General features: G+C 73.0%; 21 protein-coding genes. 13 read left to right on the top strand and 8 right to left on the bottom strand.

Annotated features, from left to right (window positions below; genetic code table 11):
- Positions 1-12 precede the first annotated feature (12 nt).
- The 5 genes from B0675_RS22785 to B0675_RS22765 are packed head-to-tail and all read left to right on the top strand — an operon-like array spanning position 13 to position 5,473.
- Positions 13-1,302 (top strand): ABC transporter substrate-binding protein, encoded by a 1,290-nt coding sequence (locus tag B0675_RS22785; RefSeq protein ID WP_081220665.1) that lies wholly within the window; start codon positions 13-15, stop codon positions 1,300-1,302.
- A gap of 48 nt (positions 1,303-1,350) precedes the next feature.
- On the top strand, positions 1,351-2,313 hold the full coding sequence (locus tag B0675_RS22780; RefSeq protein WP_081220664.1) for a sugar ABC transporter permease: 963 nt from the start codon (positions 1,351-1,353) through the stop codon (positions 2,311-2,313).
- Positions 2,310-3,140 (top strand): carbohydrate ABC transporter permease, encoded by an 831-nt coding sequence (locus B0675_RS22775; RefSeq protein ID WP_081220663.1) that lies wholly within the window; start codon positions 2,310-2,312, stop codon positions 3,138-3,140. The genes B0675_RS22780 and B0675_RS22775 overlap by 4 nt, the downstream gene beginning before the upstream one ends.
- 3 nt (positions 3,141-3,143) lie before the next feature.
- A complete protein-coding gene (locus B0675_RS22770) occupies positions 3,144-4,157 on the top strand; it encodes a carbohydrate kinase family protein (protein ID WP_081220662.1) in 1,014 nt (337 codons plus the stop codon).
- Positions 4,154-5,473: an alpha-glucosidase/alpha-galactosidase gene (locus tag B0675_RS22765; RefSeq protein WP_081220661.1), complete on the top strand. Its 1,320-nt coding sequence runs from the start codon at positions 4,154-4,156 to the stop codon at positions 5,471-5,473. The genes B0675_RS22770 and B0675_RS22765 overlap by 4 nt, the downstream gene beginning before the upstream one ends.
- Positions 5,474-5,549: 76 nt before the next feature.
- Here B0675_RS22765 and B0675_RS22760 read toward each other — a convergent pair whose 3' ends face one another.
- The gene (locus tag B0675_RS22760; protein ID WP_081220660.1) at positions 5,550-8,204 is read right to left on the bottom strand and encodes a LuxR C-terminal-related transcriptional regulator; all 2,655 of its coding nucleotides are present in this window, start codon (positions 8,202-8,204) and stop codon (positions 5,550-5,552) included.
- A gap of 298 nt (positions 8,205-8,502) precedes the next feature.
- Between B0675_RS22760 and B0675_RS22755 the strand changes: the two genes are divergently transcribed.
- The 4 genes from B0675_RS22755 to B0675_RS42035 all read left to right on the top strand — a co-directional run bounded on the left by B0675_RS22755 (position 8,503) and on the right by B0675_RS42035 (position 13,267).
- A complete protein-coding gene (locus B0675_RS22755; protein WP_081220659.1) occupies positions 8,503-10,170 on the top strand; it encodes an MFS transporter in 1,668 nt (555 codons plus the stop codon).
- A 115-nt stretch (positions 10,171-10,285) separates the two neighbouring features.
- Positions 10,286-10,483 (top strand): hypothetical protein, encoded by a 198-nt coding sequence (locus tag B0675_RS22750; protein ID WP_081220658.1) that lies wholly within the window; start codon positions 10,286-10,288, stop codon positions 10,481-10,483.
- Positions 10,484-10,609: 126 nt separating this feature from the next.
- Entirely contained in the window at positions 10,610-11,272 is a 663-nt protein-coding gene (locus tag B0675_RS22745) for a DUF308 domain-containing protein (RefSeq protein WP_081220657.1), read from the top strand.
- A 237-nt stretch (positions 11,273-11,509) separates the two neighbouring features.
- Positions 11,510-13,267: a phospholipid carrier-dependent glycosyltransferase gene (locus tag B0675_RS42035; protein ID WP_241539973.1), complete on the top strand. Its 1,758-nt coding sequence runs from the start codon at positions 11,510-11,512 to the stop codon at positions 13,265-13,267.
- Between the two features lie 3 nt (positions 13,268-13,270).
- Here the strand turns inward: B0675_RS42035 and B0675_RS22730 are convergent, their stop codons facing one another.
- The 3 genes from B0675_RS22730 to B0675_RS22720 form a co-directional block, all read right to left on the bottom strand.
- Positions 13,271-13,822, bottom strand: coding sequence for a flavoprotein (locus B0675_RS22730; protein WP_081220656.1), 552 nt, complete (start codon positions 13,820-13,822; stop codon positions 13,271-13,273).
- 219 nt (positions 13,823-14,041) lie between these two features.
- Positions 14,042-14,242 (bottom strand): ferredoxin, encoded by a 201-nt coding sequence (locus tag B0675_RS22725; protein ID WP_081220655.1) that lies wholly within the window; start codon positions 14,240-14,242, stop codon positions 14,042-14,044.
- An 11-nt stretch (positions 14,243-14,253) separates the two neighbouring features.
- Positions 14,254-15,498 (bottom strand): cytochrome P450, encoded by a 1,245-nt coding sequence (locus B0675_RS22720; RefSeq protein WP_081220654.1) that lies wholly within the window; start codon positions 15,496-15,498, stop codon positions 14,254-14,256.
- A 359-nt stretch (positions 15,499-15,857) separates the two neighbouring features.
- Between B0675_RS22720 and B0675_RS22715 the strand changes: the two genes are divergently transcribed.
- The 3 genes from B0675_RS22715 to B0675_RS22705 all read left to right on the top strand — a co-directional run bounded on the left by B0675_RS22715 (position 15,858) and on the right by B0675_RS22705 (position 17,654).
- Positions 15,858-16,487, top strand: coding sequence for a LysE family transporter (locus B0675_RS22715; protein WP_081220653.1), 630 nt, complete (start codon positions 15,858-15,860; stop codon positions 16,485-16,487).
- A 90-nt stretch (positions 16,488-16,577) separates the two neighbouring features.
- Complete coding sequence (locus tag B0675_RS22710) at positions 16,578-17,039, top strand: carboxymuconolactone decarboxylase family protein (RefSeq protein WP_081220652.1); 462 nt, start codon at positions 16,578-16,580, stop codon at positions 17,037-17,039.
- A 171-nt stretch (positions 17,040-17,210) separates the two neighbouring features.
- A complete protein-coding gene (locus B0675_RS22705) occupies positions 17,211-17,654 on the top strand; it encodes a nitroreductase family deazaflavin-dependent oxidoreductase (protein WP_081220651.1) in 444 nt (147 codons plus the stop codon).
- 137 nt (positions 17,655-17,791) lie between these two features.
- Here B0675_RS22705 and B0675_RS22700 read toward each other — a convergent pair whose 3' ends face one another.
- Positions 17,792-18,766, bottom strand: coding sequence for a cation diffusion facilitator family transporter (locus B0675_RS22700; protein WP_081221949.1), 975 nt, complete (start codon positions 18,764-18,766; stop codon positions 17,792-17,794).
- Between the two features lie 255 nt (positions 18,767-19,021).
- On the opposite strand from B0675_RS22700, the gene B0675_RS22695 reads away from it, so the two are divergent.
- A complete protein-coding gene (locus B0675_RS22695; protein ID WP_081220650.1) occupies positions 19,022-19,330 on the top strand; it encodes a DUF4235 domain-containing protein in 309 nt (102 codons plus the stop codon).
- Positions 19,331-19,387: 57 nt separating this feature from the next.
- Here B0675_RS22695 and B0675_RS22690 read toward each other — a convergent pair whose 3' ends face one another.
- The 3 genes from B0675_RS22690 to B0675_RS22680 form a co-directional block, all read right to left on the bottom strand.
- On the bottom strand, positions 19,388-19,780 hold the full coding sequence (locus tag B0675_RS22690) for a VOC family protein (protein ID WP_081220649.1): 393 nt from the start codon (positions 19,778-19,780) through the stop codon (positions 19,388-19,390).
- 82 nt (positions 19,781-19,862) lie between these two features.
- Positions 19,863-20,324 carry a pyridoxamine 5'-phosphate oxidase family protein gene (locus B0675_RS22685; RefSeq protein WP_081220648.1) on the bottom strand — a complete coding sequence of 154 codons (462 nt, stop codon included), beginning with the start codon at positions 20,322-20,324 and terminating at the stop codon, positions 19,863-19,865.
- Positions 20,325-20,414: 90 nt separating this feature from the next.
- Positions 20,415-21,179 carry a TetR/AcrR family transcriptional regulator gene (locus B0675_RS22680; RefSeq protein ID WP_081220647.1) on the bottom strand — a complete coding sequence of 255 codons (765 nt, stop codon included), beginning with the start codon at positions 21,177-21,179 and terminating at the stop codon, positions 20,415-20,417.
- Positions 21,180-21,269: the final 90 nt, after the last annotated feature.

The following is a 21,269-nucleotide window of genomic DNA, read 5'->3' as shown; positions in this document are numbered from 1 at the left end:
CAGGGGGCCGGGATGACCCGCGCGATACCGCGGCGCCTGGTCCTCGGCGCGGCGGCGGCCGGAGCGCTCGCCGGCTGCGCCGGCCCGTCGGACGGCGTCGGCTCGGACGGCACGGTGACCGTCGAGCTGTGGCACGGACAGAACGACACGGCCCGCAAGGCCGTGGAGGCTCTGGTGGCCGAGTTCAACCGCACGCATCCGCGCATCCGCGTGGACAGTTCGGGCGGCGGGGTGCTCGCCGACGCGATGCTCCAGAAGGTGACGGCCGCGCTCGCCGCCGGCTCCTACCCCGACATCGCCTACGTCTTCGGCTCCGACCTGGCGAGCGTCGCCCGCAGTCCCCGGGTCGTCGACCTGACGTCGGCGCTGCGCGGCGGCAGCCCGCCGTGGAACTCGTTCTGGCCGCCGGTACGGGACGCCGTCACCGTCAACGGCGCCGTGCGCGCCGCTCCGGCGGCCCTCGACTCACTGGCCGTCGTCTACAACAAGAAGCTGTTCCGGCAGGTCGGGATCCCGTTCCCGCAAGCCGGCTGGACCTGGGACGCGTTCGTCGACACCGCGCGCCGGCTCACCGCGTCCGGCCGGGGCGTGTTCGGCACGGGCTGGCCGGGCACGGGCGACGAGGACACCGTCTGGCGGCTGTGGCCCATGATCTGGGACCTCGGCGGCGACGTGGTCGCCGCCGACGGCAAGGGCGTCGGCTTCGCCGCACAGGGCGCCCGGGCCCTCTCGACCCTCGCCCGGCTGGCCCACGACAAGAGCGTCTACATCGACCCGAAGACCGGCAGCGAGCAGATGTACCAGGTGTTCCTGGGCGGCCGCATGGGCATGGTGGCGACGGGGCCCTGGCAACTGCCGGACGTCCGCGCCGCGAAGGTCGACTACGGCGTCGTCCCGCTCCCGTCGTACAGCGGCAGGCCGGTGACCATCTCCGGACCGGACACGTGGACCGTGTTCGACAACGGCTCGGCCCGTTCCCGGGCGGCCGTCGAGTTCGTGCGGTGGATGGTCCAGCCGTCGCAGGACGCCCGCTGGGACATCTCCGCCGGCGGACTGCCGCTGACCTCGGCCACGGCCCGCCGGGCCGAGTGGCGCCGGCACGCGGAGACCACCGAGGGTCTCGACGTGTTCACCGCCGCGCTGGACTCCGCCCGGGTCCGGCCCGTGCACGCGGCCTACCCGCAGATCTCCCAGGCCCTCGGTGAGGCCGTCGTCTCGGTCCTGCTCGGCAAGGACTCCCCCGCGCAGGCCATCCGCCGGTGCGCGGACCGGGCCGACGCGGCCCTGCTCATCCCCCGGTGACGTCTCCCCGAGACGCTCCCTGCTGACTTCCAGGTGAAGGAGGCCGTCATGTCCACTCTTCCCCGCGCCCTCACGCTCCCCCCGGGCGCCACCGTGAACCCCGCCGCCGCACGCCGCGCCGCCCGCCGCCGGTCCCGCCGCGAGACCGCCACGGCCTGGGGCTTCATCGGCCCGGCCGTCGTCGTGATCCTCGGGCTCGGCATCGTGCCCGTCGTCTGGTCGCTGCTGCTCTCCTTCCGCGCCGACGACCTGGTCACCCCGGGCCGCTGGGTCGGGCTCGACAACTACCGCGCACTCGCACAGGACCCCAACTTCCGTACGGCGGTGGGCAACACGCTGGTGTACACCGCGCTGTACGTACCGCTCAGCCTGGTCGGCGGGCTCGTCCTCGCGCTCGCGCTGAACCGCCGTATCCGTCTCATCGGCCTCTACCGCACCCTCGTCTTCGTCCCGTTCGTGGTGTCCGCCACCGCGCAGGGCGTGCTGTTCTCCTTCATCCTCGACCCCGAGTTCGGCGTCGCGAACGCCCTGCTCCACCAGCTCGGTGTGTCCTCGCAGGGGTTCCTCACCGACCCGGACCAGGCGATCTATCTGCTGGTGCTCATCTCGCTGTGGAGCGGCGTCGGCTTCTGCGTCGTGGTCTACCTGGCCGCGCTCCAGGACGTGCCGCCCGAACTCGTGGAGTCGGCGCGCATCGACGGCGCCGGCCGCTGGCGGGTGCTGCGCCACATCACCCTGCCGACTCTCACGCCGGTCACCGTGTTCCTGCTGCTGTGGCAGCTGATCATGGCGCTCCAGGTCTTCGACCTGATCTACGTGACCACGAAGGGCGGGCCGCTGGGCTCGACCGCCGTGGTCGTCTACTTCGTCTGGCAGCAGGCGTTCCAGATGTTCACGGCGGGCTACGGGGCCGCGGCGGCGTACGTCCTCGCGGTGGCCCTGCTGGCGGCGGGCGGCGCCCTGCGGCTGGCCCGGCGCCGGCAGGGTCGTACGGAAGGAGCGGTGCGATGAGCTCACCCGGGACCTCACGGCGGCCGAGCGGCTGGCATCTGGCGCTGGCACCGCTGGCGCTGGCCTTCGCGTTGCCGCTGCTGTGGCTGGTGCTCAGCTCGGTGATGTCCGACGCCGAGATCAACCGGTTCCCGCCCGCGCTGTGGCCGAAGGGCATCGACCTGGGCGGCTACCGCTATGTGCTCGGGAACGCCATGTTCCCCCGCTGGTTCGCCAATTCACTGATCGTCGCGTCGGTGGCCGTCCTGTCGAACCTGCTGCTCGGGGCGCTCGGCGGGTACGCGTTCGCCCGGATGCGGTTCGCCGGGTCACGGCTGCTGCTCGGGCTGATGCTGGCGACGATGGTGATCCCCTTCCAGCTCACGATGATCCCCACGTTCCTGGTGATGAAGGAGCTGGGGCTCATCGACACGCTCGGCGCGCTGATCGTGCCGTCGCTCGTCACGCCGTTCGCGGTGTTCCTGTTCCGGCAGTTCTTCCTCGCCCTGCCCAGAGAGATGGAGGAGGCGGCCTGGATCGACGGGTGTTCGCGGCTTCGGGTCCTCTTCTCGATCGTGCTGCCGCTCGCCCGGCCGGCGCTCGCCACGGTGGCCGTGCTCACCTTCCTGAGCACCTGGAACGACCTGTCGTGGCCGCTGATCGCGATCAACCACGACACCCAGTACACCCTGCAGCTCGGCCTGACGACGTTTCAGGGACAGCACCACACACGGTGGTCCGCGGTGATGGCGGGCAACGTGATCACGGTGCTGCCCGTGCTCGTGGCGTTCCTGCTCGCGCAGAAGACCTTCGTCCAGTCGCTCACGTCCAGCGGCCTGAAAGGCTAGTCCATGACGAAACCCTTCGATCTGCTGGTCGTCGGCGACGCCAACCCCGACGTCGTGGTGGGTCCGCTGCGCGGCCCCCTGCGGTTCGGCCAGCGTGAACAACTCGTCGAGCACGGGGGTCTGGTGCTCGGCGGCTCCGCGGCGATCATGGCGTGCGGGGCGGCCCGCCTCGGACTGCGGGTCGCGTTCGCGGGCCGGGTCGGCGACGATCCGGCGGGCGCCTTCGTCCGCGCCGCGCTCGCCGCACGCGGCGTCGACGTCGGCTCCCTCGTGACGGACCCCGGCCTGCCCACCCCGCTCACCACGGTCGTCACGGCCGGGGACGGCGACCGGGCCATCCTCACCGCGCCCGGCTGCCTCACGTCGACCGGGCCCGAGGACGTACCCCGGGACCTTGTCGCGGCGTCCCGGCACGTACACGCGGCCTCCTTCTTCCTGATGCCCCGTCTGGCACGTTCCCTCGCGGCGCTGTTCGCCCTCGCCCACGACCTGGGCGCGACCACCTCGCTCGACACCAACGACGACCCCGCCGGACACTGGGACAGGAAACTCGTGGACCCGGTGATCGAGGTCACCGACGTCCTGCTGCCCAACGCCGCGGAGGCGTGCGCACTGGCCGGTGAGCCCCACCTGGTCCTGGCCGCCGCCTTCCTGGCCGGACGGGGACCGGCGGTCGTCGTCAAGGACGGTGCCGACGGCGCCCTCGCGTGCGTGGCGACCCGGCTGACGCGGGTCCCCGCGGCGCCGGCCGACCCGGTGGACACGGTCGGTGCCGGCGACAGCTTCGACGCCGGGTTCGTCGCCGCGAGGCTGCGCGGTCTCGACCTGCCCTCGTCGCTCGCGGTGGCCGCGGCCTGCGGCTCGCTGTCGACCCGCGCCCACGGCGGGACCGCCGCCCAGCCCACGTGGGACGAGGCGATCGCCGCGGCCCGGCACGTCTCCCCCGACCTGAACACCGCCCCGAGCCACAGCACTTCGCAGGACGCCGGCACCCCCGACATCTGGAGCCGTACATGAACGACGTCACCGCCCCGAAGATCGCCTTCGTCGGAGCCGGGAGCGTGGTGTTCACCCAGGGACTACTGGCCGACCTGTTCTCCTTCCCCGAACTCGCGCACGCGCGGATCGCGTTGCACGACATCGACGCGGAACGGCTGGACACCGCCGAGGGCGCGGCCCGGTACATCGCGGGGGTCCGGGGCGCCAAGCCCGTGATCACCACCCATCTGGACCGGCGGGCGGCCCTCGCCGACGCGGACTTCGTCGTCAACATCATCCAGGTCGGCATGGACCGCGCCACCCGGACGGACTTCGACGTCCCCGCCCGCTACGGGCTGCGCCAGACCATCGGGGACACGCTCGGCATCGGCGGCATCTTCCGCGCGCTGCGCACCTTCCCGGTGCTGCGTTCCCTCGCCGCCGACATGAGTGAACTCTGCCCGGACGCACTGCTGTTGAACTACACCAACCCGATGGCGATGAACGCCCTCTACCTGAGCCGCGTCGCACCCGCCCTGCGGGTGACGGGGCTGTGCCACTCGGTCTACTGGACGATGCACGACCTCTCCCAGCTCGTCGGAGTGCCCTTCGAGGAGGTCACCTACCTGGCGGCCGGGGTCAACCACCAGGCCTGGGTGCTGCGGTTCGAGCGCGCGGGCCAGGACCTCCACCCCCTCCTGGACGAGGTGATCGCCCGGGACCCGGAGCTGCTGCGCAGGGTCCGCGTGGACATGTACCGCAGGCTCGGCCACTACCCGACCGAGACGAGCGAGCACTCCTCGGAGTACGTGCCGTGGTACCTGCACCACGACAGCGAGATCGAGCGGCTCAGGCTGCCGGTCGGCGCCTACCTCGACATCATCGAGGAGAACGCGCAGAGTTACGCGCGCACCCGTGAGGCCCTCGCGTCGGGGACGCCCCTGCCGGTCGAGGGAACCCTGGAGTACGCCCCGCAGATCATCCACAGCGTCCTCACCGGCACCCCGCGCACGGTCTACGGCAACGTGCCCAACCGCGGGCTGATCGACAACCTTCCCGCCGACAGCGTCGTCGAAGTGCCGTGCCTGGTGGACGCGTTGGGGGTGCAGCCCACCCGGGTCGGCGCGCTGCCGCCGCAGTGCGCGGCGCTGAACAGCGCGTACGTCGCCGTCAACGACCTGGTGGTCCGCGCCGCGACCGACAACGAGCCGCGTCACATCCGGCACGCCGCGATGGCCGACCCGGCGACCGCGGCGGCGCTCCCGGTCGAGCGCATCTGGGACCTGTGCGACGACCTCGTACGGGCCCACGGGGACCTGCTGCAGCCCGGGTTGCGGGGGGAACTCGGTCACTGACCCGTGGGAACGCGGGCCGGCCGGAGGACGGACGGTGCGGCGTCGGACGGGCGACGGGCCCGGCCGACGCGGGCGTTCACAGGAGGTTGAGGTCGCGGGCGCGTCGTACCGCCTCGCCGCGACGGGTCGCCGCGAGCTTGCGGTAGACGCTCTTGAGGTGGGTCTTGACCGTGTTGACGGACAGCTGGAGGTCGGCGGCGATCTCGTCCCGCGACATCATCTGCGCGAGGCGCTCCAGCACTTCGCGCTCGCGTTCGCTGAGCGGCTCGACCACCGCGACCAGGTCCTCGGCCGGCCCGGGCCGCCGGCTTCCCGCCGCGGCCACCACCGGGAGCCAGTCGTGTCCCTGGGCCAGGGCGGGCCGGCGCCGCACGAGCGCCGGCAGCCAGGGGCCCGCCTCCACGAACGGCCGCCTCAGATGCTCCGGGCGGGCGCCCCGCAGAGCACGCGCCACCAGCCGCTGGGCGGTGAGGTCGTCGCCCAGGGCCGCCACGGCCTGTGCCCGGGCCAGCAGCACCCGGACCGTCGTGCCCGGCCCCTCGTCCCGCTCGGCGGGGAGCGCGTCCAGCAGGGCCAGCGCACCCGCCGCGTCACCCGTGGCCAAGCGCGCGCGGGCCGCCGCCGCGGTGGTCTCCGGACCGGCTCGCCCGGGTGCGTCCCCGGCGAGGGCCTCCAGAGCCGCGGCCGGATCCCCCATCGCCAGATGTGCGGCGGACAGCAACAGGGTGGCCCGCTCGCCGGCCCACGGGGAGGGTTCCACCCCGCGGGGGCGCCTCAGTTCCTCCAGGACCCGCACCGCCTCCTTCGGATGTCCCTTGGCGAGCAGCGTCCGTGCGCGTACGAGACCCAGTTCGGCGGTCGCGACGGGATCGCGCGATGCCGTCGAGGAGGTGGTCGCCCGGTCCAGGTGGGTCTGCGCCGCGGCGAGGTCGTCGTGGTCGACGGCGACCGCCGCGAGGACCAGCTGGGCCACGCCCGTCCGGGCGCCGGGCGGCAGGCCGGAGCGTTCCGCCTCGGCGACCGCGGCCCGGGCGTGCGACTCGGCGCGGCCCGGCCGGCCGTGCAGGAAGTCGATCAGGGCGAGTCTGCTGAGCGACTCGTGGCGCGGGTACGCGGTGGCAGGACCGTCGTCCGTGCGTGCGGCGGCGGTCAGGGCGGCCACGGCGTCGTCGAAGTGCCCCGCCCACAGCTGCGCCGAGCCGAGGTCGGTGAGCATCAGCGCGGACAGCTCCGGGTGGCGTCCGAGACGTTCGGCGGGCAGCAGGCGCTCCGCGGTCCTCATGTCCCGCGCCGCCGCCCGGGCCGGGCCCGCGGCGCCCGTCAGCCGTGCGGCGAGGACCCGGAGCAGGGCGTGGCTCAGCCGCAGGGCCGCCGTGTCCTCGTCCTCGCCGGAGAGGCCCTCCGCGGCGCGACGGAGGTGGTCGAGGCCGCGGTCGACGTCGTGGCGGGCGAGTTCGCGGGCGGCGCGCACCAGACAGGCGGCCGGCCCGGTCGTGTCCGGGGGCATCCCGGCGAAGAGTCCGTCCAGGCGTTCGGCGTCCAGTCCCGTCAGCAGGCGGCCGATGGCCAGCTCGTCGACGAGCCGGCCCGCCGCGAGATCCCACTCGCCCGCCCCCGCGGCGTGCGGCAGCGCCTCCGCGAGGAGCCCCGCGTCGCTCAGCCAGCGGGCCGCCCGCCGGTGCAGCTCGGGTTCGAGCCCGGGGTTCCTGACGTGCAGATGGACGCGGAGGATCTCCGCGAAGAGGGGGTGCAGCCGGTACCAGCCGTGTCCGATGGCCTCGACGAACGCGTTGGCGTGCTGCAGTCCGGCCAGGATGGCCTGTGCGTCGTCCCGGCCCGTCAGGACGTCGGCGAGGTCCGGGTGGATCTGGTCGAGGACACTCGTCCGCAGCAGCAGGTCCTGCGTCTCGTCGGACTGCGCCTCCAGCACCTCGGCCAGCAGGAAGTCGGCGAGGGTGCTCTGCCCCGCCTCGAAGTTCTTGATGAAGGTGTCCGGGTCGTCCGCGCCGCGCGCGGCGAGGATGCACAGGCGCAGACCCGCCGCCCAGCCGCCGGTCCACTCGGTCAGCGCCCGCGTCCCGTCGTCCGACAGGCTCAGGTCGTGGTGGCGCAGCAGGTCGACCGTCTCGTCCACGGCGAACGCCAGGTCGGCGCCGCGCACCTCGGTCACCGCTCCGGCGGCGCGGTAGCGGTGCAGCGGCAGCTGCGGCTCCGTACGGCTGACGAGCACCAGGCGCAGTCCGCCGCCCGCGTGGCTCAGGACGAACTGGACCTCCTCCGCGACCGCGGGTGAGGCTCCCGCCCGGTCGAAGTCGTCGAGCACCAGCACCACGGGATCGGCCCGCTCGCTCAGCCAGGCGGCGAGCCGGGTGAGCAGGGAGTGGTCCACGTCGCCGGGCCCGGCCGGGCTGCCGACGCCGTCCGGCACGGTCACGCCGTGCCGGCGCAGGGACTCCAGCACGTACGTCCAGAAGATGCCGGGTCCCGCGTCCTCGTGCTCGACCGTCAGCCAGGCGAGGTCCCCGGGGTGTTCCCGTGTGGCGGCCCAGTGGGCCACGAGGAGGGTCTTGCCGGCGCCCGCCGGTCCGTTGACCAGGGTCAGTGGCCCCTGGACGCCATGCGCCAGCCGGTCGACCAGGCGCGGTCTGCGGACGAAGGTCTCGGTGAGGTCCGGGACGGCGAACCGCACGGCGAGCAGGGGATCGCCGCCCGGTGTCAGAAGCCCTGCCATGGGGTCGGCCTCCGCGATCTCTCGGCTGCGGCGCGGCGTCTCGTTCCGGAGCGATCGGCTCCGGCGCGGTCCTGTCCCGTCCTGCCCGGAGCGGTCCGGGCGCCACAGCCCACTGTCCGGAGCGGTCCCGCCCACTGATCGTCACCCCGTGCACCCGAAGGCGCAAGGCAGGCTCCGGTCGCCCGCGGCGGGTGAGGCGCGGGCGGCCGCAATCCGTTGCCATGGGGTCAGGGCAGGAGCCGGACGCGGTGGGTCCGAGGGACCGGCGGCGACGGAAGGCCCGGTGAGGTGGTGACCGGTGAAGCACTGGCACGCGCTGATGGTGCTCGGGACGGCCCAGTTCCTGATGGTCCTGGACACCTCGGTCATGAACGTCTCGATCAGTCAGCTGGTCGAGGACTTCGACACCGAGGTCACTTCCATCCAGGCCGTCATCACGCTCTACGCACTGGTCATGGCGGCCTTCATGGCCACCGGCGGCCGGCTCGGGGACATCCTCGGGCGCCGGCGTCTGTTCCTGCTCGGACTCGTCGTCTACGGCGCGGGGTCGGCCCTGACCGCGGTGGCCCCGACCCTGTGGGTCCTGGCCCTCGGCTGGTCGGTCGTGGAGGGGCTGGGCGCGGCGATGGTGCTGCCGGCCATGGCGGCCCTGGTGGCCGAGTCGTACACCGGAAAGGACCGGGCGGTCGCCTACGGCGTCATCGGCGGTCTCGCCGGCGCGGGCATCGCCGTCGGGCCGCTCCTCGGCGGCTGGGTGACGACGTATCTGACCTGGCGTCTGGTGTTCGCCGGGGAGGTCGTGGTCGTCGTCCTGATGCTCTGCTTCCGAGGGGTGATCACCGAGTCGACCCGCTCCGGGCCGCGCCCCCGGCTGGACGGTGTCGGCGCCGCGCTCTCCGCTGCCGGCCTGGGACTGGGTGTCCTCGGCGTGCTCCAGAGCAGCTCCTGGGGCTGGGTGCAGCCCCGCAACCCGCCGTTCACCGTGCTCGGCTTCGCCCCGACCCTGTTCGTCGTCGCCGCCGGAGTCGTCGTCCTCGCTCTTTTCGCCCGGTGGGAACGCCACCGCGAGGCGCAGGGCGCCGATCCGCTGGTCCACCTCTCCCTGCTGCGCGTCCCGCCCCTGCGCTCGGGGCTGCTGACCCTGGTCAGCCAGAACCTCATCCTGCTCGGCCTGTTCTTCGCCATCCCGCTGTACCTCCAGGTGGTGCAGGGCTTCGACGCGTTCCAGACCGGGCTGCGGCTGCTCCCGGTGTCCGTCACCATGCTGGTCGCCTCCGTGCTGGCCTCCCGGCTGGGGCGGGTGATGGGGCCGCGCAGGGTGGTGCGGCTCGCCCTGCTGACCCTGCTCGGCGCCATCGTGTGGCTGCTGGCCACCATCGACCCGGTCATCGACGACGCCCAGTTCGCGGGTGCCATGGCCCTGCTCGGTGTCGGCATGGGGCTGCTCGCCTCGCAGTTGGGCAACGTGGTGCAGTCCAGCGTCGGGGAGAGGGAGCGCAGCGAGGTCGGCGGGCTCCAGTTCACCGCGCAGAACCTGGGCTCCGCGCTGGGCACCGCGCTCATCGGGTCGATCCTGATCGGCGCCCTGGCGCAGGCGTTCACCACCCAGGTGGAGAAGAACCCGAGCGTGTCCGAGGAGGCACGGCAGCAGACGGGTGTGGCCCTTGAGGCGGGGATCAGCTTCGTCCCCACGGACCAGGTCCGTGCCGGGGCCGAGCAGGCCGGACTCCCGCCGCGCGAGGTGGACGCCGTCACGGACTCGTACGCGACGGCGCAGTTGAACGGTCTGAAGGCGGCCGTGCTCGCAGCCGGCGGCATCACGCTCGTCAGTTTCCTGGTCACCGGGCATCTGCCGTCCGGCCGCACCGGACGCGGGAAGGCCGGCACGAAGGCACGGGCCACGGGCACGGGCGCCGGGACCGACACCGACCCCGACGCGTCCGCCGACCCGCCCGGAGCGGCGTGAACGCGCCGGGCCCACGTTCACCTGCCGCGGGTGAGGGCGGACGGGCCCCCGCGTCGGATGATCGCAGGGAAGGGCCGTCCGCCTGCCCCAGGCCGCTCGCCGGGGGGAGCACAGCATGCGTTACGAGATCCGCGTCGAGGGCCATCTGTCGGAGACGCTCGCCGAGTCGTTCCCGGAGATGGAGCACGTGGTGGTCTCCGGACAGACGATCCTGTTCGGTCCCGTCGTCGACGAGGCGCACCTGTACGGGCTGCTGGCCCGTTGCCGGTCGCTGGGGCTGCGCGTCGTGGAGATGCGCCAACTGCCCGAGTGACCAGGAGGATCACCCGTCGGGGGTGACCCGCCGACGGGTGGCGGACGGGACGCTGGAGTGCGGGAACCCACCCGCCGTCCCGTCGGCGGTCCGGCGGTGCTCCGCTCGGCCGCGTGAGGAGGAGCCATGACGGAATCGCGTGGTCCGACGCCGCACACCGGGTCGGAGTCGGGGCCCGGCGGCACGGCTTCGGCGTCCCCGGGTGACCCGGCGGAGCTGCTTGCCGGAGTGGGGGCCTCGTGGACCTGGCTCCTCGGCTCGGCGCTCGCGACCCTGATCCCCGGCGTTCTGGTCCTGGTCTGGCCCGAGGAGACGCTGCATGTGCTGGCCGTTCTCCTCGGTCTCTATCTGCTGGTGATCGGCGGCTTCCGCTTCGTGTCGGTCTTCGGCCACCGGGAGCAGGGCGACCGCATCGCCGGCCTGCTGATCGCGGTGCTGTACGTGCTCGCCGGGGTCCTGTGCCTGCGCAATCCCTTGCAGACCATCGCCGCGCTGTCCGTGATCATCGGCATCGTCTGGCTGGTCTCCGGTGTGCTCACCGCGTACACCGCCCTGGCCGCCAGGGATCTGCCGCACCGCGGGTTCGTGCTGTGCGCGGCTGCGATCGGTGTCATCGCGGGCATCGTGGTCCTCGCCCTGCCGACCGAGTCGGCGCGCGCCCTGACCCGGCTGCTCGGCCTGTGGATGATCCTGATCGGCCTGGTGGAGCTGGCCGTGGCCTTCGCCTGGCGGTCCGCCCTGCGCAGGGCGCTGGCGGTGACGCCGCGCGATCCGGCCTCGCCGATCTGAGCGGGCCCGCCGCCGCCCCGTCCGTGCGGGAACTCCCCGACGAATTCGGGTGGCGGCGGGTGAGCAGGCCGGGGAGTCGCGCACGTACCAAGGGGCATGCCGACTTTCATGGCCAGCAGGCACGACGGCCGCGTGCCGGTGGGCGGCGACGCGACGTCCGCCACCGGGCGGTGGGGAGGCCTGCGGCGGCACCGTCGGGCGCTGTTCGCGGTGGCCGTGTTCCTGCTGCTGGCGCAGATGACGGTCGCGATGGTGACCTCGGCCGTGGAGCAGACGCCGACGATCGACGAACCCGTCTACGCGGGCACGGCCGTGGTCTACGTCCAGCAGCACAGCCTGCGCTACAACCCGGAGCATCCGCCGCTGGGGAAACTGATCATCGGCGGCGGCATGCTGTTCGCCCGTCCGCACCTCGACCCCGCGTTCCGGGGCGACCAGACGGAGCTGGGCCGGCATCTGCTGTACGAGTCCGGCAACGACCCGTGGCGGGTGATGCTGTGGGCGCGGCTGCCGGTGATCGTCCTGACGCTGTCGTTCGGTCTGGTCGTCCTCGCGTTCACCCGTGAACTCGTCGGCCGGCTCGGGGCGTTGACGGCGCTCGCGCTGTACGCGTTCTCACCGGACGTGATCGCCCACGGCTCCCTGGCCACACTGGACGTCCCCGCGTCCGGGTTCCTGCTGACGTCGGTCTGGCTGGTGTGGCGGGCCCGGCGGCGGCCCCGGCTGTACGTGCCGCTCGCCGGTGTGGCCCTCGGCGCGGCCCTCGCCACGAAGATGAGCACGCTGCCGGCGGTCCCGGTGCTGCTGCTCCTCGCGGTCCTGTCCGTACGGCACGCGGGCCGCCCGGCCCCCGACGCCGCACCGCGCGACGGCGGAAGGGCCGCGCCCCGGCTCTCCGGCACCGGCGTCGCGGCACGAGGCGACGAGGAGGGCGAGGACGTGGGGGGCGAGGACGTGGGCAAGCGGCCGCCCGCCCGTCCCCTCGTGCCGCGAGGCGCCGAGCCGGTGGAGGCCGGGCCGCCACCGTCGGTCGGTGCGGTGCCCCACCGCGCCGGTGGCGCCCTCCGGCTGCTCGGGAGCGGTGCGGTGGCGGCGGCCGGGATGGCTCTGGTGGCCGTCACCACGGTCTGGGCGGCCTATCTCGCGGTCGATCCCCGGCTGCACTGGACGGCACCCCCGGACCTGCCCGCCGTGCACGGACTGCGCGCGACGGCCGTCGACCTGCTGCCCCTGCCCCAGCCCTACCGGGACGGCATGCGGATCCAGTTCGGCTTCGAGAACACGGTCTGGCAGGGCTTCCTCTTCGGCCGGCTCTACCGGGGTTCCCTCTGGTACTACCTGCCGGCCGCGCTGCTGGTGAAGACCCCGCTCGGCATGGCCGCCCTGTGGGCGGCCGGCACCGCCGCCCTGACGGCCGTGCGGCGTCTGCGGCCCGCCGTCCCGTACCTCCTGCTTCCCCCCGTGGTGCTGCTGGCCGCGGCGATGACCGGCTCCCGTGATCTCGGCGTGCGCTACGCGCTGTTCGTGCCGGTGTTCCTCGCGGTCGTGGCGGGCTGTGCCATCGTCGTGCGGCGGCGCTGGGCGGGGATCGGCGCGGCGGCGCTCGTCCTGTCCGTCGCGGTCAGCTCCTCGCTGGCGTACCCGTACTACCTGCCCTACTCCAACGAGGCGTTCGGCGGGCCGGCCGAGACCCGGCTGCGGCTGCACGACTCGAACGTCGACTGGGGCCAGGACCTCGGGCGCCTGGCGGACCGGCTCCGCGAGGACCATCCGCACGAGAGGGTGTGGCTCGTGTACAAGGGTGCCGGTGTGCCCGCCGCGTACCGGATCGACGCGGCCGATCCGCGCACGGTGCCGCCGGGGCGGGTGCACGGACTGCTCGCCGTGTCCGACTCGGCGATCGCCAAGGCCGACGCCCGGCTGAAGGCGCTCCTGGCCGGCAGCCGTCGGATCGACGACGTCGGGCACTCGATCACCGTGTTCCGGCGGCCCTGACCGTCAGGCGCGCCCGTCCTCTCCCTCCGGGCCGCCGAGCAGGTCAAGGACCCGCTCCCACCGGAAGTCCCCCAGCCCGCCGCCTCGTTGGTCCTCGCCGGCGTACGGGTCGCCGAAGCGCACGCCCATCCCGGTCAGCCGTTCGACGCTCGCGCGGTAGGCGGGGTGGACCGCCAACGCCTCGTTCACGCACGGCAGTACGGCGATCGGGACACCGAGTCCGTACGCCTCGTTCAGTGTTCCGAGGGCGAGTGTGTCCGATATGCCGGCCGCCCACTTGTTGACGGTGTTGAAGGTGGCGGGCGCGACGGCCACCGCGTCCGGGGCGGGGAAGGGGCGCGGCTCGCCGGGGGTTCGCCAGGCGGAGCGGAGCGGGCGGCCGGTCCGCGCCTCGACGGCGGCCGCGTCGAAGAAACCGAGACCCTGGGGAGTGGCGATGACGCCGACCTCCCAGTTCCGCCGCTGGGCCGCGGTGATCAGCGTGTCGATGTCCTCGGCGACGCCCGCCGCGCAGACCACGACGTAGAGGAAGGGCTTCTCGGTCGGTTCACTCACACGGGGAACACTAAGGGGAACACCGACGTGTGCCCCACCGGTCTCCCTCGGGCCCTGTCCCGGAGCCCGCGGCCGGTGGCCGTCCGCCGGCCGGGCCGCGCCCGGCCCGGCGCGGCGCGGCCCGGCCTCGATGCCCGTGGGCCCATCGGCCCGTCGGCTCGTCGGCCCGTCGGCCCGTCGGCCCGTCGGCCCGTCGGCCCGTCGCCGACGAGGCTGCCCTCAGGCCTCCTTGACGGTGATGGCGGCGACGGGGCAGGCCCGGGCGGCCTCCCGGACCATCGGGTCGCCCCCGCCGTCCGTGCCGCCCGGCAGCAGTTCGCTGAACCCGTCGTCGTCCTGGGTGAAGACCCGTGGCGCGGCGAGGGCGCACTGACCCGCACCGATGCAGACGTCCTTGTCGATGGCGATGTCGACGCTCATCCGGCCCTCCGTTACCAGGTCACGGGGAGTTCGAGCATCCCCTGGATCGTGTCCCCGGGCTTGAAGGGGACGGTGTCGGCGGGGGTCGCCAGCCGCAGACCGGGGAAACGGTCGAAGAGCGACAGCAGCGCGATCTCCATCTCGGCCCGGGCCAGGTTCTGTCCGAGGCACTGGTGGATGCCGAAGCCGAACGCGACATGGTGCCGGGCCGGACGGTGCCAGTCCAGGTCGTCGGGGTCGGGGAAGGTCCCGGCGTCACGGTTGATGACGGAGGTGGAGAAGACCACGCCGTCGTCGGCGCGGATCGTCGTGCCGGCCACCTCGATGTCCTCGGTCGCGACCCGCAGCAGGCCGTCCGCGATGGACAGGAACCGCAGCAGTTCCTCGACCGCGGCGGGCATCAGCCCCGGGTCGGCGCGCAGTTCGGCGAGCTGTTCCGGGTGCCTGAGCAGCGTGAAGGTGCCCAGCGAGATCATGTTGGCCGTCGTCTCGTGCCCGGCCACGAGCAGGATGGTCGCGAGCCGGATCAGCTCCTGCCGGTCGACCTTCCCCTCCCGCATCCGGTCGTGGATGAGTTCGTCGAGCAGCCCGTCCCCGGGGTCCGCCTGCTTGCGGTCGATCAACGAGCCGAAGTAGTCGTCCAGCTCACTCCGGGCGGCGTCGACGTCCGCTCCGCCGGGACCGCGCAGCAGCCGGCGGGACTGCGCCTCGAAGAAGTCGTGGTCGGCGTACGGGACTCCGAGGAGCGCGCAGATCACCGTGGAGGGCACGGGCAGCGCGAAGTCGTTCACCAGCTCGGCGGGCGGCCCCTGTTCGGCCATCCGGTCCAGTAGCCGGTCCACGGTCTCCTGGATACGGGGGCGCAGGGCACCGATCCGCCGGAGCGTGAAACTCGGCACCAGCATGCGGCGCTGGACGTGGTGTTCGGGATCGTCGACGCCGAGCAGCGCGACCCGGCGGTCGCGGGAGGCCGCCAGCCGCTCGGTGGTCGCCGGGAAGGCGGGCCGCGTACGGTCCGAGGACAGCCGCTGGTCGGAGAGGAGGTCCCGGGCGGCGGCATGACCGGTGACCACCCACACCGCGCGCCCGTCGAACAGGGAGATCCGCGAGAGAGGGCGTTCCTCGCGCAGCTGCCGGTAGCCGGTGGGCGGGTGGTACGGGCACGTGCGGTCCTGCGGAAACGCGACCGGGTCGGCGTGCTGCGACGCGGGGGCCTGTGACGTGGGGGGTCGGTGGGTCAGGGGGGCTTCTGTCATGAGTGACCTCGCAAGCGATGGTTCCCTCTTACCGATCTTCATTAGATGCCCCAGGCATCTATGTGGCCACGCGAAGTTCGGCCAGATGCGCCGTTCGCCCGATCTGGCCGAAGTGCGGCGGGACGCATTCCGGTTTTCCGCGGGATTGCGGGGCACGCCCTTTTCCCTGCGCCGCGTCCATGGCCTGATCCGCACCTCGACACACCTTCCGAAATTCGGTTGCGTGGGCAGATCCGGTGCCCCGAACATCAGCCCATGTCCACGATCGAAGCCTTCCTGCCGCCGACCTCCGCCGCCGTTCGTCCGGTGCGGGTCCAGCAGCAGCCCGGCCGCCCCCGGAGGCCCGACCGTTCCGCGTCGTGACCGCCGCGCTGGTCGCGGGCCTCCTCGCGGGCTACGGCATCGCCGTGCCCGTCGGAGCGGTCTCGACCTACCTCGTCTCCCTCACCGCCCGGACGACCCTGCGGACCGGTGCCTGCGCGGCGCTCGGTGTCGCCACGGCCGACGGCCTGTACGCCCTCGTCGCCACGCTCGGCGGTACGGCACTCGCCGCCGCCCTCCAGCCGGTCCTGGTGCCGCTGCGCTGGGCCTCGGCCCTGGTCCTCGCGGTCCTGGCGGTCCGGGGCGCGGTCGGCGCGCTGCGGCAGTACCGCGGGCGCCGGCTCACCACTCGCTCCGTGCAGGATCCACCGCGTCCGGCCCGCGCCTATCTGGCCCTGCTGGGCATCACCCTGCTCAACCCCACCACGGTCGTCTACTTCGCCGCGCTGGTACTCGGCAGCCGGACCGCCGAGGCCGTCCGTCCGCTGGAGCAGGGGGTGTTCGTGCTCGCCGCGTTCGCCGCCTCCGCCGGCTGGCAGCTCTTCCTCGCCGGGGGCGGCGCCCTGCTGGGCCGCGCCCTGACCGGTCACCGCGGACGGCTGCTCACGGGGCTGCTGTCGAGTGTCGTGATCATGCTGCTCGCGGTGCGCGTGTTCGTGGCGCCGTGACGTGGTCCCTTCACCTGTCACAAGTCCGCGCCGGGATCCGTCAGTGCGATGACGGCGCGACGGGCGCCGCGAACGGTCGAGGAGAGCGCGATGCAGGCACGGATGAAGAACCCGGCGATGATCCTTCCCGGCGCCATGGAGGCGATCCAGGGGCTGTACAAGGCGACGAACAAGGGCGGTGTCCCCCAGCAGACCCTGGAACTCGTCCATCTGCGGGCCAGTCAGATCAACGGGTGCAGCGCCTGTGTCGACGCGGGCGGCAGGGGCGGCCGGAAGGCCGGCCTGACGGACGAGCGGCTGTGGTCGGTCGCGGCGTGGCGCGAGGCGCCGTACTACTCGGACGCCGAGCGGGCCGCGCTGGCCCTGGCCGAGGAGATGACGCGGCTGAACGACCGCGGCGGGGACGCGGTCCCCGACGAACTGTGGGACGAGGTGGCCGACCACTACGACGAGCAGCAGGTGGCCGCGCTGATCCTGTGGATCGCCACGACCAACTTCTTCAACCGTCTCAACGCGACCATCAAGGAGCCCGCGGGAGCGACCTGGGGCTGAACGCGGTCGCCGGCCCGGCCCGCAGGCGTCGGACGCGCGGTGTCCGCCCCCGGCAGGGCGGACACCGACGCGAGCCGCAACTCGGGCCGCCGGTGCGGAAGATTCGCGTCCGCTCTGGTGTTGAATCGTGCCGAGACACGACCAGTCCGACGCGACGATGGGACGGAAGTCATGCCACTCGAGGGCGAGTACGAACCCAGCCCGACCCAGTGGGTGCGGGACCAGGTGGAGTTGTACGAGGGGTCCGGCGGGACCAAGGGGACGACGCTGGCGGACACCGGCCTGCCCGTCATCATCCTCACGACACGCGGAGCCAAGAGCGGGAAGATCCGCAAGACCCCGCTGATGCGCGTCGAGAACGACGGACGCTACGCGGTGGTCGCCTCGCTCGGTGGAGCCCCCAAGCACCCGGTCTGGTACTTCAACATCAAGTCCGACCCGCACGTGGAGCTCCAGGACGGAGCCGTCCGCAAGGAGTACACGGCGCGGGAGATCACCGGCGACGAGAAGGCCCAGTGGTGGGAGCGCGCGGTCGCCGCGTACCCCCCGTACACCGACTACCAGAAGAAGACCGACCGGGAGATCCCCGTCTTCGTGCTGGAGCCGACCGGCTGACCGGCGTCCGCCCGCACACACGTCCGTGGCCCGGGCCGGCGACGATGCCGGCCCGGGCCACGCGTGTGGGGGTCGCCCGGTGGGGACGGCCGCGGGAACGGGTGCGCATGAACCCGCGGGCACCGGGCACCCGGCCGTCAGGCCCCGCCGCGCTCCCCCGTCGCGGCGGGGCTTTCCGCTGCCGTGTCGTCGACGTGCCCCCAGTCGCTCACCCCGGTCTCGCCGCGCCGTGCGGCAGCCCGCGCGGTCTTCGCGTCGGTCACGTCGAGGAAGATCTGGTCGGCCGCCGGGAAGGTGCGCGCGACGGAACGCTTGATGCGGACGGCGACGTCCTCGACCTCCTCGCTGTCGAGTCCCGGCACGAGGTCGATCCGTGCGGCCACCAGCGTCGAGTCGAGACCCAGCTCCATGGTCAGCAGCGTCTCGACACTGTCGATCTCGGGCTGCGCCGTCAGCAGCTCACGGATCCGGTCGCTCTCCTCCTCGTCGACGGCCCGCCCGATCAGCTGGTCACGGGCGTCCCGGCCGAGCCAGAAGGCGACGAACACGAGCAGCAGACCGATGGCGAACGAGGCCGACGCCTCCCAGACGACCTGGCCGGTGACCATGTGCAGCACCATGCCGATGATCGCGAGGGTGACGCCGAGCACCGCGGTGCCGTCCTCGGCGACGACGGTGCGCAGGGCCGGGTCCTTCATCCCCGCCGCACCGCCCTGGCGGCGCACCTGAAGGAGGGCCCGCAGCAGGGAGGCACCCTCGGCGAGCAGCGAGACGACGAGGACCGCGATGCCGACCATGTAGCCGCTGAAGGACTCCTCGGCGCCGTTGCGCAGGGCTTCGAAGCCCTGGAAGAAGGAGAAGCAGCCACCCATGACGAAGATGCCGACGGCCGCGAGAAGGGACCAGAAGAACCGTTCCTTGCCGTAGCCGAAGGGGTGCTTGCGGTCGGCGGGGCGCTTGCTGCGGCGGAGCGCGGCGAGCAGGAAGACCTCGTTGAGGCTGTCCGCCACGGAGTGCGCGGCCTCGGACAGCAGCGCGGGCGAACCCGAGAGCAGGCCGCCGACGGCCTTGGCCACGGCGATCACCAGGTTGGCGCCCAGCGCCACGAACACGGTGACCCGCGTACTGCTGTCGGATCCGCTGCTCCTGCCCTTGTCTTCGCCCTCGCTCTCGCCCGTGTCGGCTGGGGTGGTCTCCGGCTGTTCCTTCGTGTCTTCACTGGTCACCCCGGCCGGTTTCCCCTGCCCCCGCTCCTCAACCATGCGGACGGAGGGAATCGGTGGGCATACTTCGGGCACTCGTACCGCGTCGGACGGGGCGGTGTACGCCCACGGCCGCCTCTGCACCGAGAGCGAGAAGGAGCCCCAGTGTCCAAGAAGCAGAAGAAGCAGAAGCTGTCCCTGGCCTACAAGCCCGTCGGCTTCGCGCTGAGCTGGGCCGGAGGCTCCCTGGCCGGGCTCGCCTTCCAGAAGACCTGGATGGCCATCCGGCACGAGGAGAACGCGCCCGACGCCCTCGACCGCGACCGCGGCTGGGGCGAGGTACTCCTCGCGGCCGCCATCCAGGGTGCGATCTTCGCCGTCGTGCGCAGCGCGGTGGACCGGTCGGGCGCGAAGGCCATCGAGCGTTCGACGGGCGTGTGGCCCTCCACCGCCAAGAGCGGCGGCCGCGACTGAACCGGCGCGACCGAACCGGTCCGGCGGGCCCCGTCCACCGTGGCGGGGCCCGCCGGATCAGCCCTGCTTGGGCGCGGTGGAACGGACGCACCGCAGCGTGAAGGAGTGCCCGGACGGGTCCGCGTATCCGCGCTCCTCGTACGGTCCCGCCATGTCCTTGGTCTCCAGCGGGCGCCCGCCGAGGCCGATCACCTGGCGCTCCGCCGCGTCGAGATCCTCGACGTGGAAGTCGATGTGGGCCTGGAACGAGTTCTCGGGGCGCGGCCAGCTCGGCGGGGTGGCGGTCACGTCCCGTCGGAAGGCCATCCGCATGCCGTCGGCGCCCTTGATCTCGACGCGGTTGCCGCTCGCGTCCGTCTCCTCCGCGCCCAGCATCTCCTTGTAGAACGCGGCGAGCTTCTCGGGCTCGGCGCAGTCCAGCACCACGACCGCTGCCGTGACGAGTGCCATGTGTCCTCCGTAGGGTTCCGGGACGACGGCCGGCGTCCGGCCGCCACTGCCCTGTCGTCCCGGGTTACCCCGTCCGGCCGATTCAGTCGGCCACGAGCCACTCACCGTCGCGCATGAGGTCGCGTCCGGCGATCTCGTTCGCCTCGCGCCAGGCCTGCACCCGCTGCGGTGTGACCCGGAAGTACTGGTAGTGCGCGGTGAGTTCGCGGGGGTCGAAGCCGGTCCCCGCCGCGAAGGCGTCCCCCGCCCCGTCCGGCAGCTCGTCGGCCTCCAGGGTCTCCACGGTGCCGTCGATCATGACGACGTCGCGGGTCGGCCCGATACCGAGCCGCACGGTGCCGCTCGACCGCAGGTTGAGCCCGGTGGGGCTGCCTGCGAGGGTCGCCAGCAGCAGGGTCGTCCCGTCCCAGCGGTAGGACAGGGGGACGAGGTAGGGCGTGCCGCCGGTGCCGTCGGCGGTGGACACCCAGGTGTCGACGTCGGACTCCAGCCGGGCGAGCGTGTCCTGCTTGCGCTGCTTGGGGGTGCGGGCGGGCGCGTTCATCTGGGGACTGCCTCCTGGTCGGCGTGCGGGGGCGACGCGCCCGCGGAAGGGCGCGCGCGTCGGTCTGCCTCGATGACGGTGGAGCGGCCCTCAGTGTGACGCGCCGGGAGGCCGTGATCCCCCTCCGGACGCCCCCGGGCCGGCCCCGACCTCGGTGAGCCGGGCCGCGGCGGCGCTCAGCAGCAGGTCGAGGGCGCTCGGGTAGGCGCTGCGCCCCATGTCGCGCACCAGGTGGTGGGCGGTCGCGGCGATGTTCGGGTGGCTGTCGGCGGGCAGCCGCGCGTACAGCGCCCGCCAGACACCGGCCTCCGCCTCGCGTGCGGCGCGGGGCAGGGCGACGCTCGCGGCGTCGAGGGCGGCGAACGCCAAGGCCTGGTCGACGAACGCGTGGTAGATCCGTACGGCGTCGGGATCGGGGAAGCCGGCGCCGCGCAGCACTCCGATGATCGTCTCCACCGCCTCGATCTCGTGGACGCGGCCGGTCACCCGGTAGGAGCTGAGCACCGCGGCCTGTGGATGGGCGAGGGCTCCGGCGTGGATGCGCAGGCCGAGATCGCGCAGGTCGGCGCGCCAGGCACCGGTGGCCCGCCAGTCGCGCAGCGTACGTCCGATCAGCTCGTCGGCGATGGCGAGGAGCAGGTCGTCGGTGTCACGGAAGTAGCGGTACAGGGCGCTCGGGTCGGCGCCCAGGGCCAGCCCGAGGCGGCGGACGGTGAGCGCGTCGGCGCCGTGCTCCCTGAGCAGCCGCAGCGCGGTCTGGACGATCAGTTCCTCGGAGAGGACCACGCCTGTCTTGGTGGGGCGTCTGCGCCGCCGGGCGGCGGCGGGGACGACACGGTCGTTCGCGGACGTCATGGCGTTCTCCCTCCGGTCCCGGCACCTTATGACAACAGCGTTGACCTGTTAAGGCCCCGCGCAGTTTCATTTCCGGTCATCGGGCCGGAA

It is taken from the genome of Streptomyces sp. M41(2017), assembly GCF_002078175.1.
Lineage (GTDB): Bacteria > Actinomycetota > Actinomycetes > Streptomycetales > Streptomycetaceae > Streptomyces.
This window is presented reverse-complemented; position numbering and strand designations above follow the sequence as displayed.

Excerpts from the sequence above, each read along its gene's own strand:
- B0675_RS22785 (WP_081220665.1), top strand. The coding sequence starts at position 13 with ATGACCCGCGCGATACCGCGGCGCCTGGTCCTCGGCGCGGCGGCGGCC.
- B0675_RS22780 (WP_081220664.1), top strand. The coding sequence starts at position 1,351 with ATGTCCACTCTTCCCCGCGCCCTCACGCTCCCCCCGGGCGCCACCGTG.
- B0675_RS22775 (WP_081220663.1), top strand. The coding sequence starts at position 2,310 with ATGAGCTCACCCGGGACCTCACGGCGGCCGAGCGGCTGGCATCTGGCG.
- B0675_RS22770 (WP_081220662.1), top strand. The coding sequence starts at position 3,144 with ATGACGAAACCCTTCGATCTGCTGGTCGTCGGCGACGCCAACCCCGAC.
- B0675_RS22765 (WP_081220661.1), top strand. The coding sequence starts at position 4,154 with ATGAACGACGTCACCGCCCCGAAGATCGCCTTCGTCGGAGCCGGGAGC.
- B0675_RS22760 (WP_081220660.1), bottom strand. The coding sequence starts at position 8,204 with ATGGCAGGGCTTCTGACACCGGGCGGCGATCCCCTGCTCGCCGTGCGG.
- B0675_RS22750 (WP_081220658.1), top strand. The coding sequence starts at position 10,286 with ATGCGTTACGAGATCCGCGTCGAGGGCCATCTGTCGGAGACGCTCGCC.
- B0675_RS22745 (WP_081220657.1), top strand. The coding sequence starts at position 10,610 with ATGACGGAATCGCGTGGTCCGACGCCGCACACCGGGTCGGAGTCGGGG.
- B0675_RS42035 (WP_241539973.1), top strand. The coding sequence starts at position 11,510 with ATGACGGTCGCGATGGTGACCTCGGCCGTGGAGCAGACGCCGACGATC.
- B0675_RS22725 (WP_081220655.1), bottom strand. The coding sequence starts at position 14,242 with ATGAGCGTCGACATCGCCATCGACAAGGACGTCTGCATCGGTGCGGGT.
- B0675_RS22720 (WP_081220654.1), bottom strand. The coding sequence starts at position 15,498 with ATGACAGAAGCCCCCCTGACCCACCGACCCCCCACGTCACAGGCCCCC.
- B0675_RS22710 (WP_081220652.1), top strand. The coding sequence starts at position 16,578 with ATGCAGGCACGGATGAAGAACCCGGCGATGATCCTTCCCGGCGCCATG.
- B0675_RS22705 (WP_081220651.1), top strand. The coding sequence starts at position 17,211 with ATGCCACTCGAGGGCGAGTACGAACCCAGCCCGACCCAGTGGGTGCGG.
- B0675_RS22690 (WP_081220649.1), bottom strand. The coding sequence starts at position 19,780 with ATGGCACTCGTCACGGCAGCGGTCGTGGTGCTGGACTGCGCCGAGCCC.
- B0675_RS22685 (WP_081220648.1), bottom strand. The coding sequence starts at position 20,324 with ATGAACGCGCCCGCCCGCACCCCCAAGCAGCGCAAGCAGGACACGCTC.
- B0675_RS22680 (WP_081220647.1), bottom strand. The coding sequence starts at position 21,179 with ATGACGTCCGCGAACGACCGTGTCGTCCCCGCCGCCGCCCGGCGGCGC.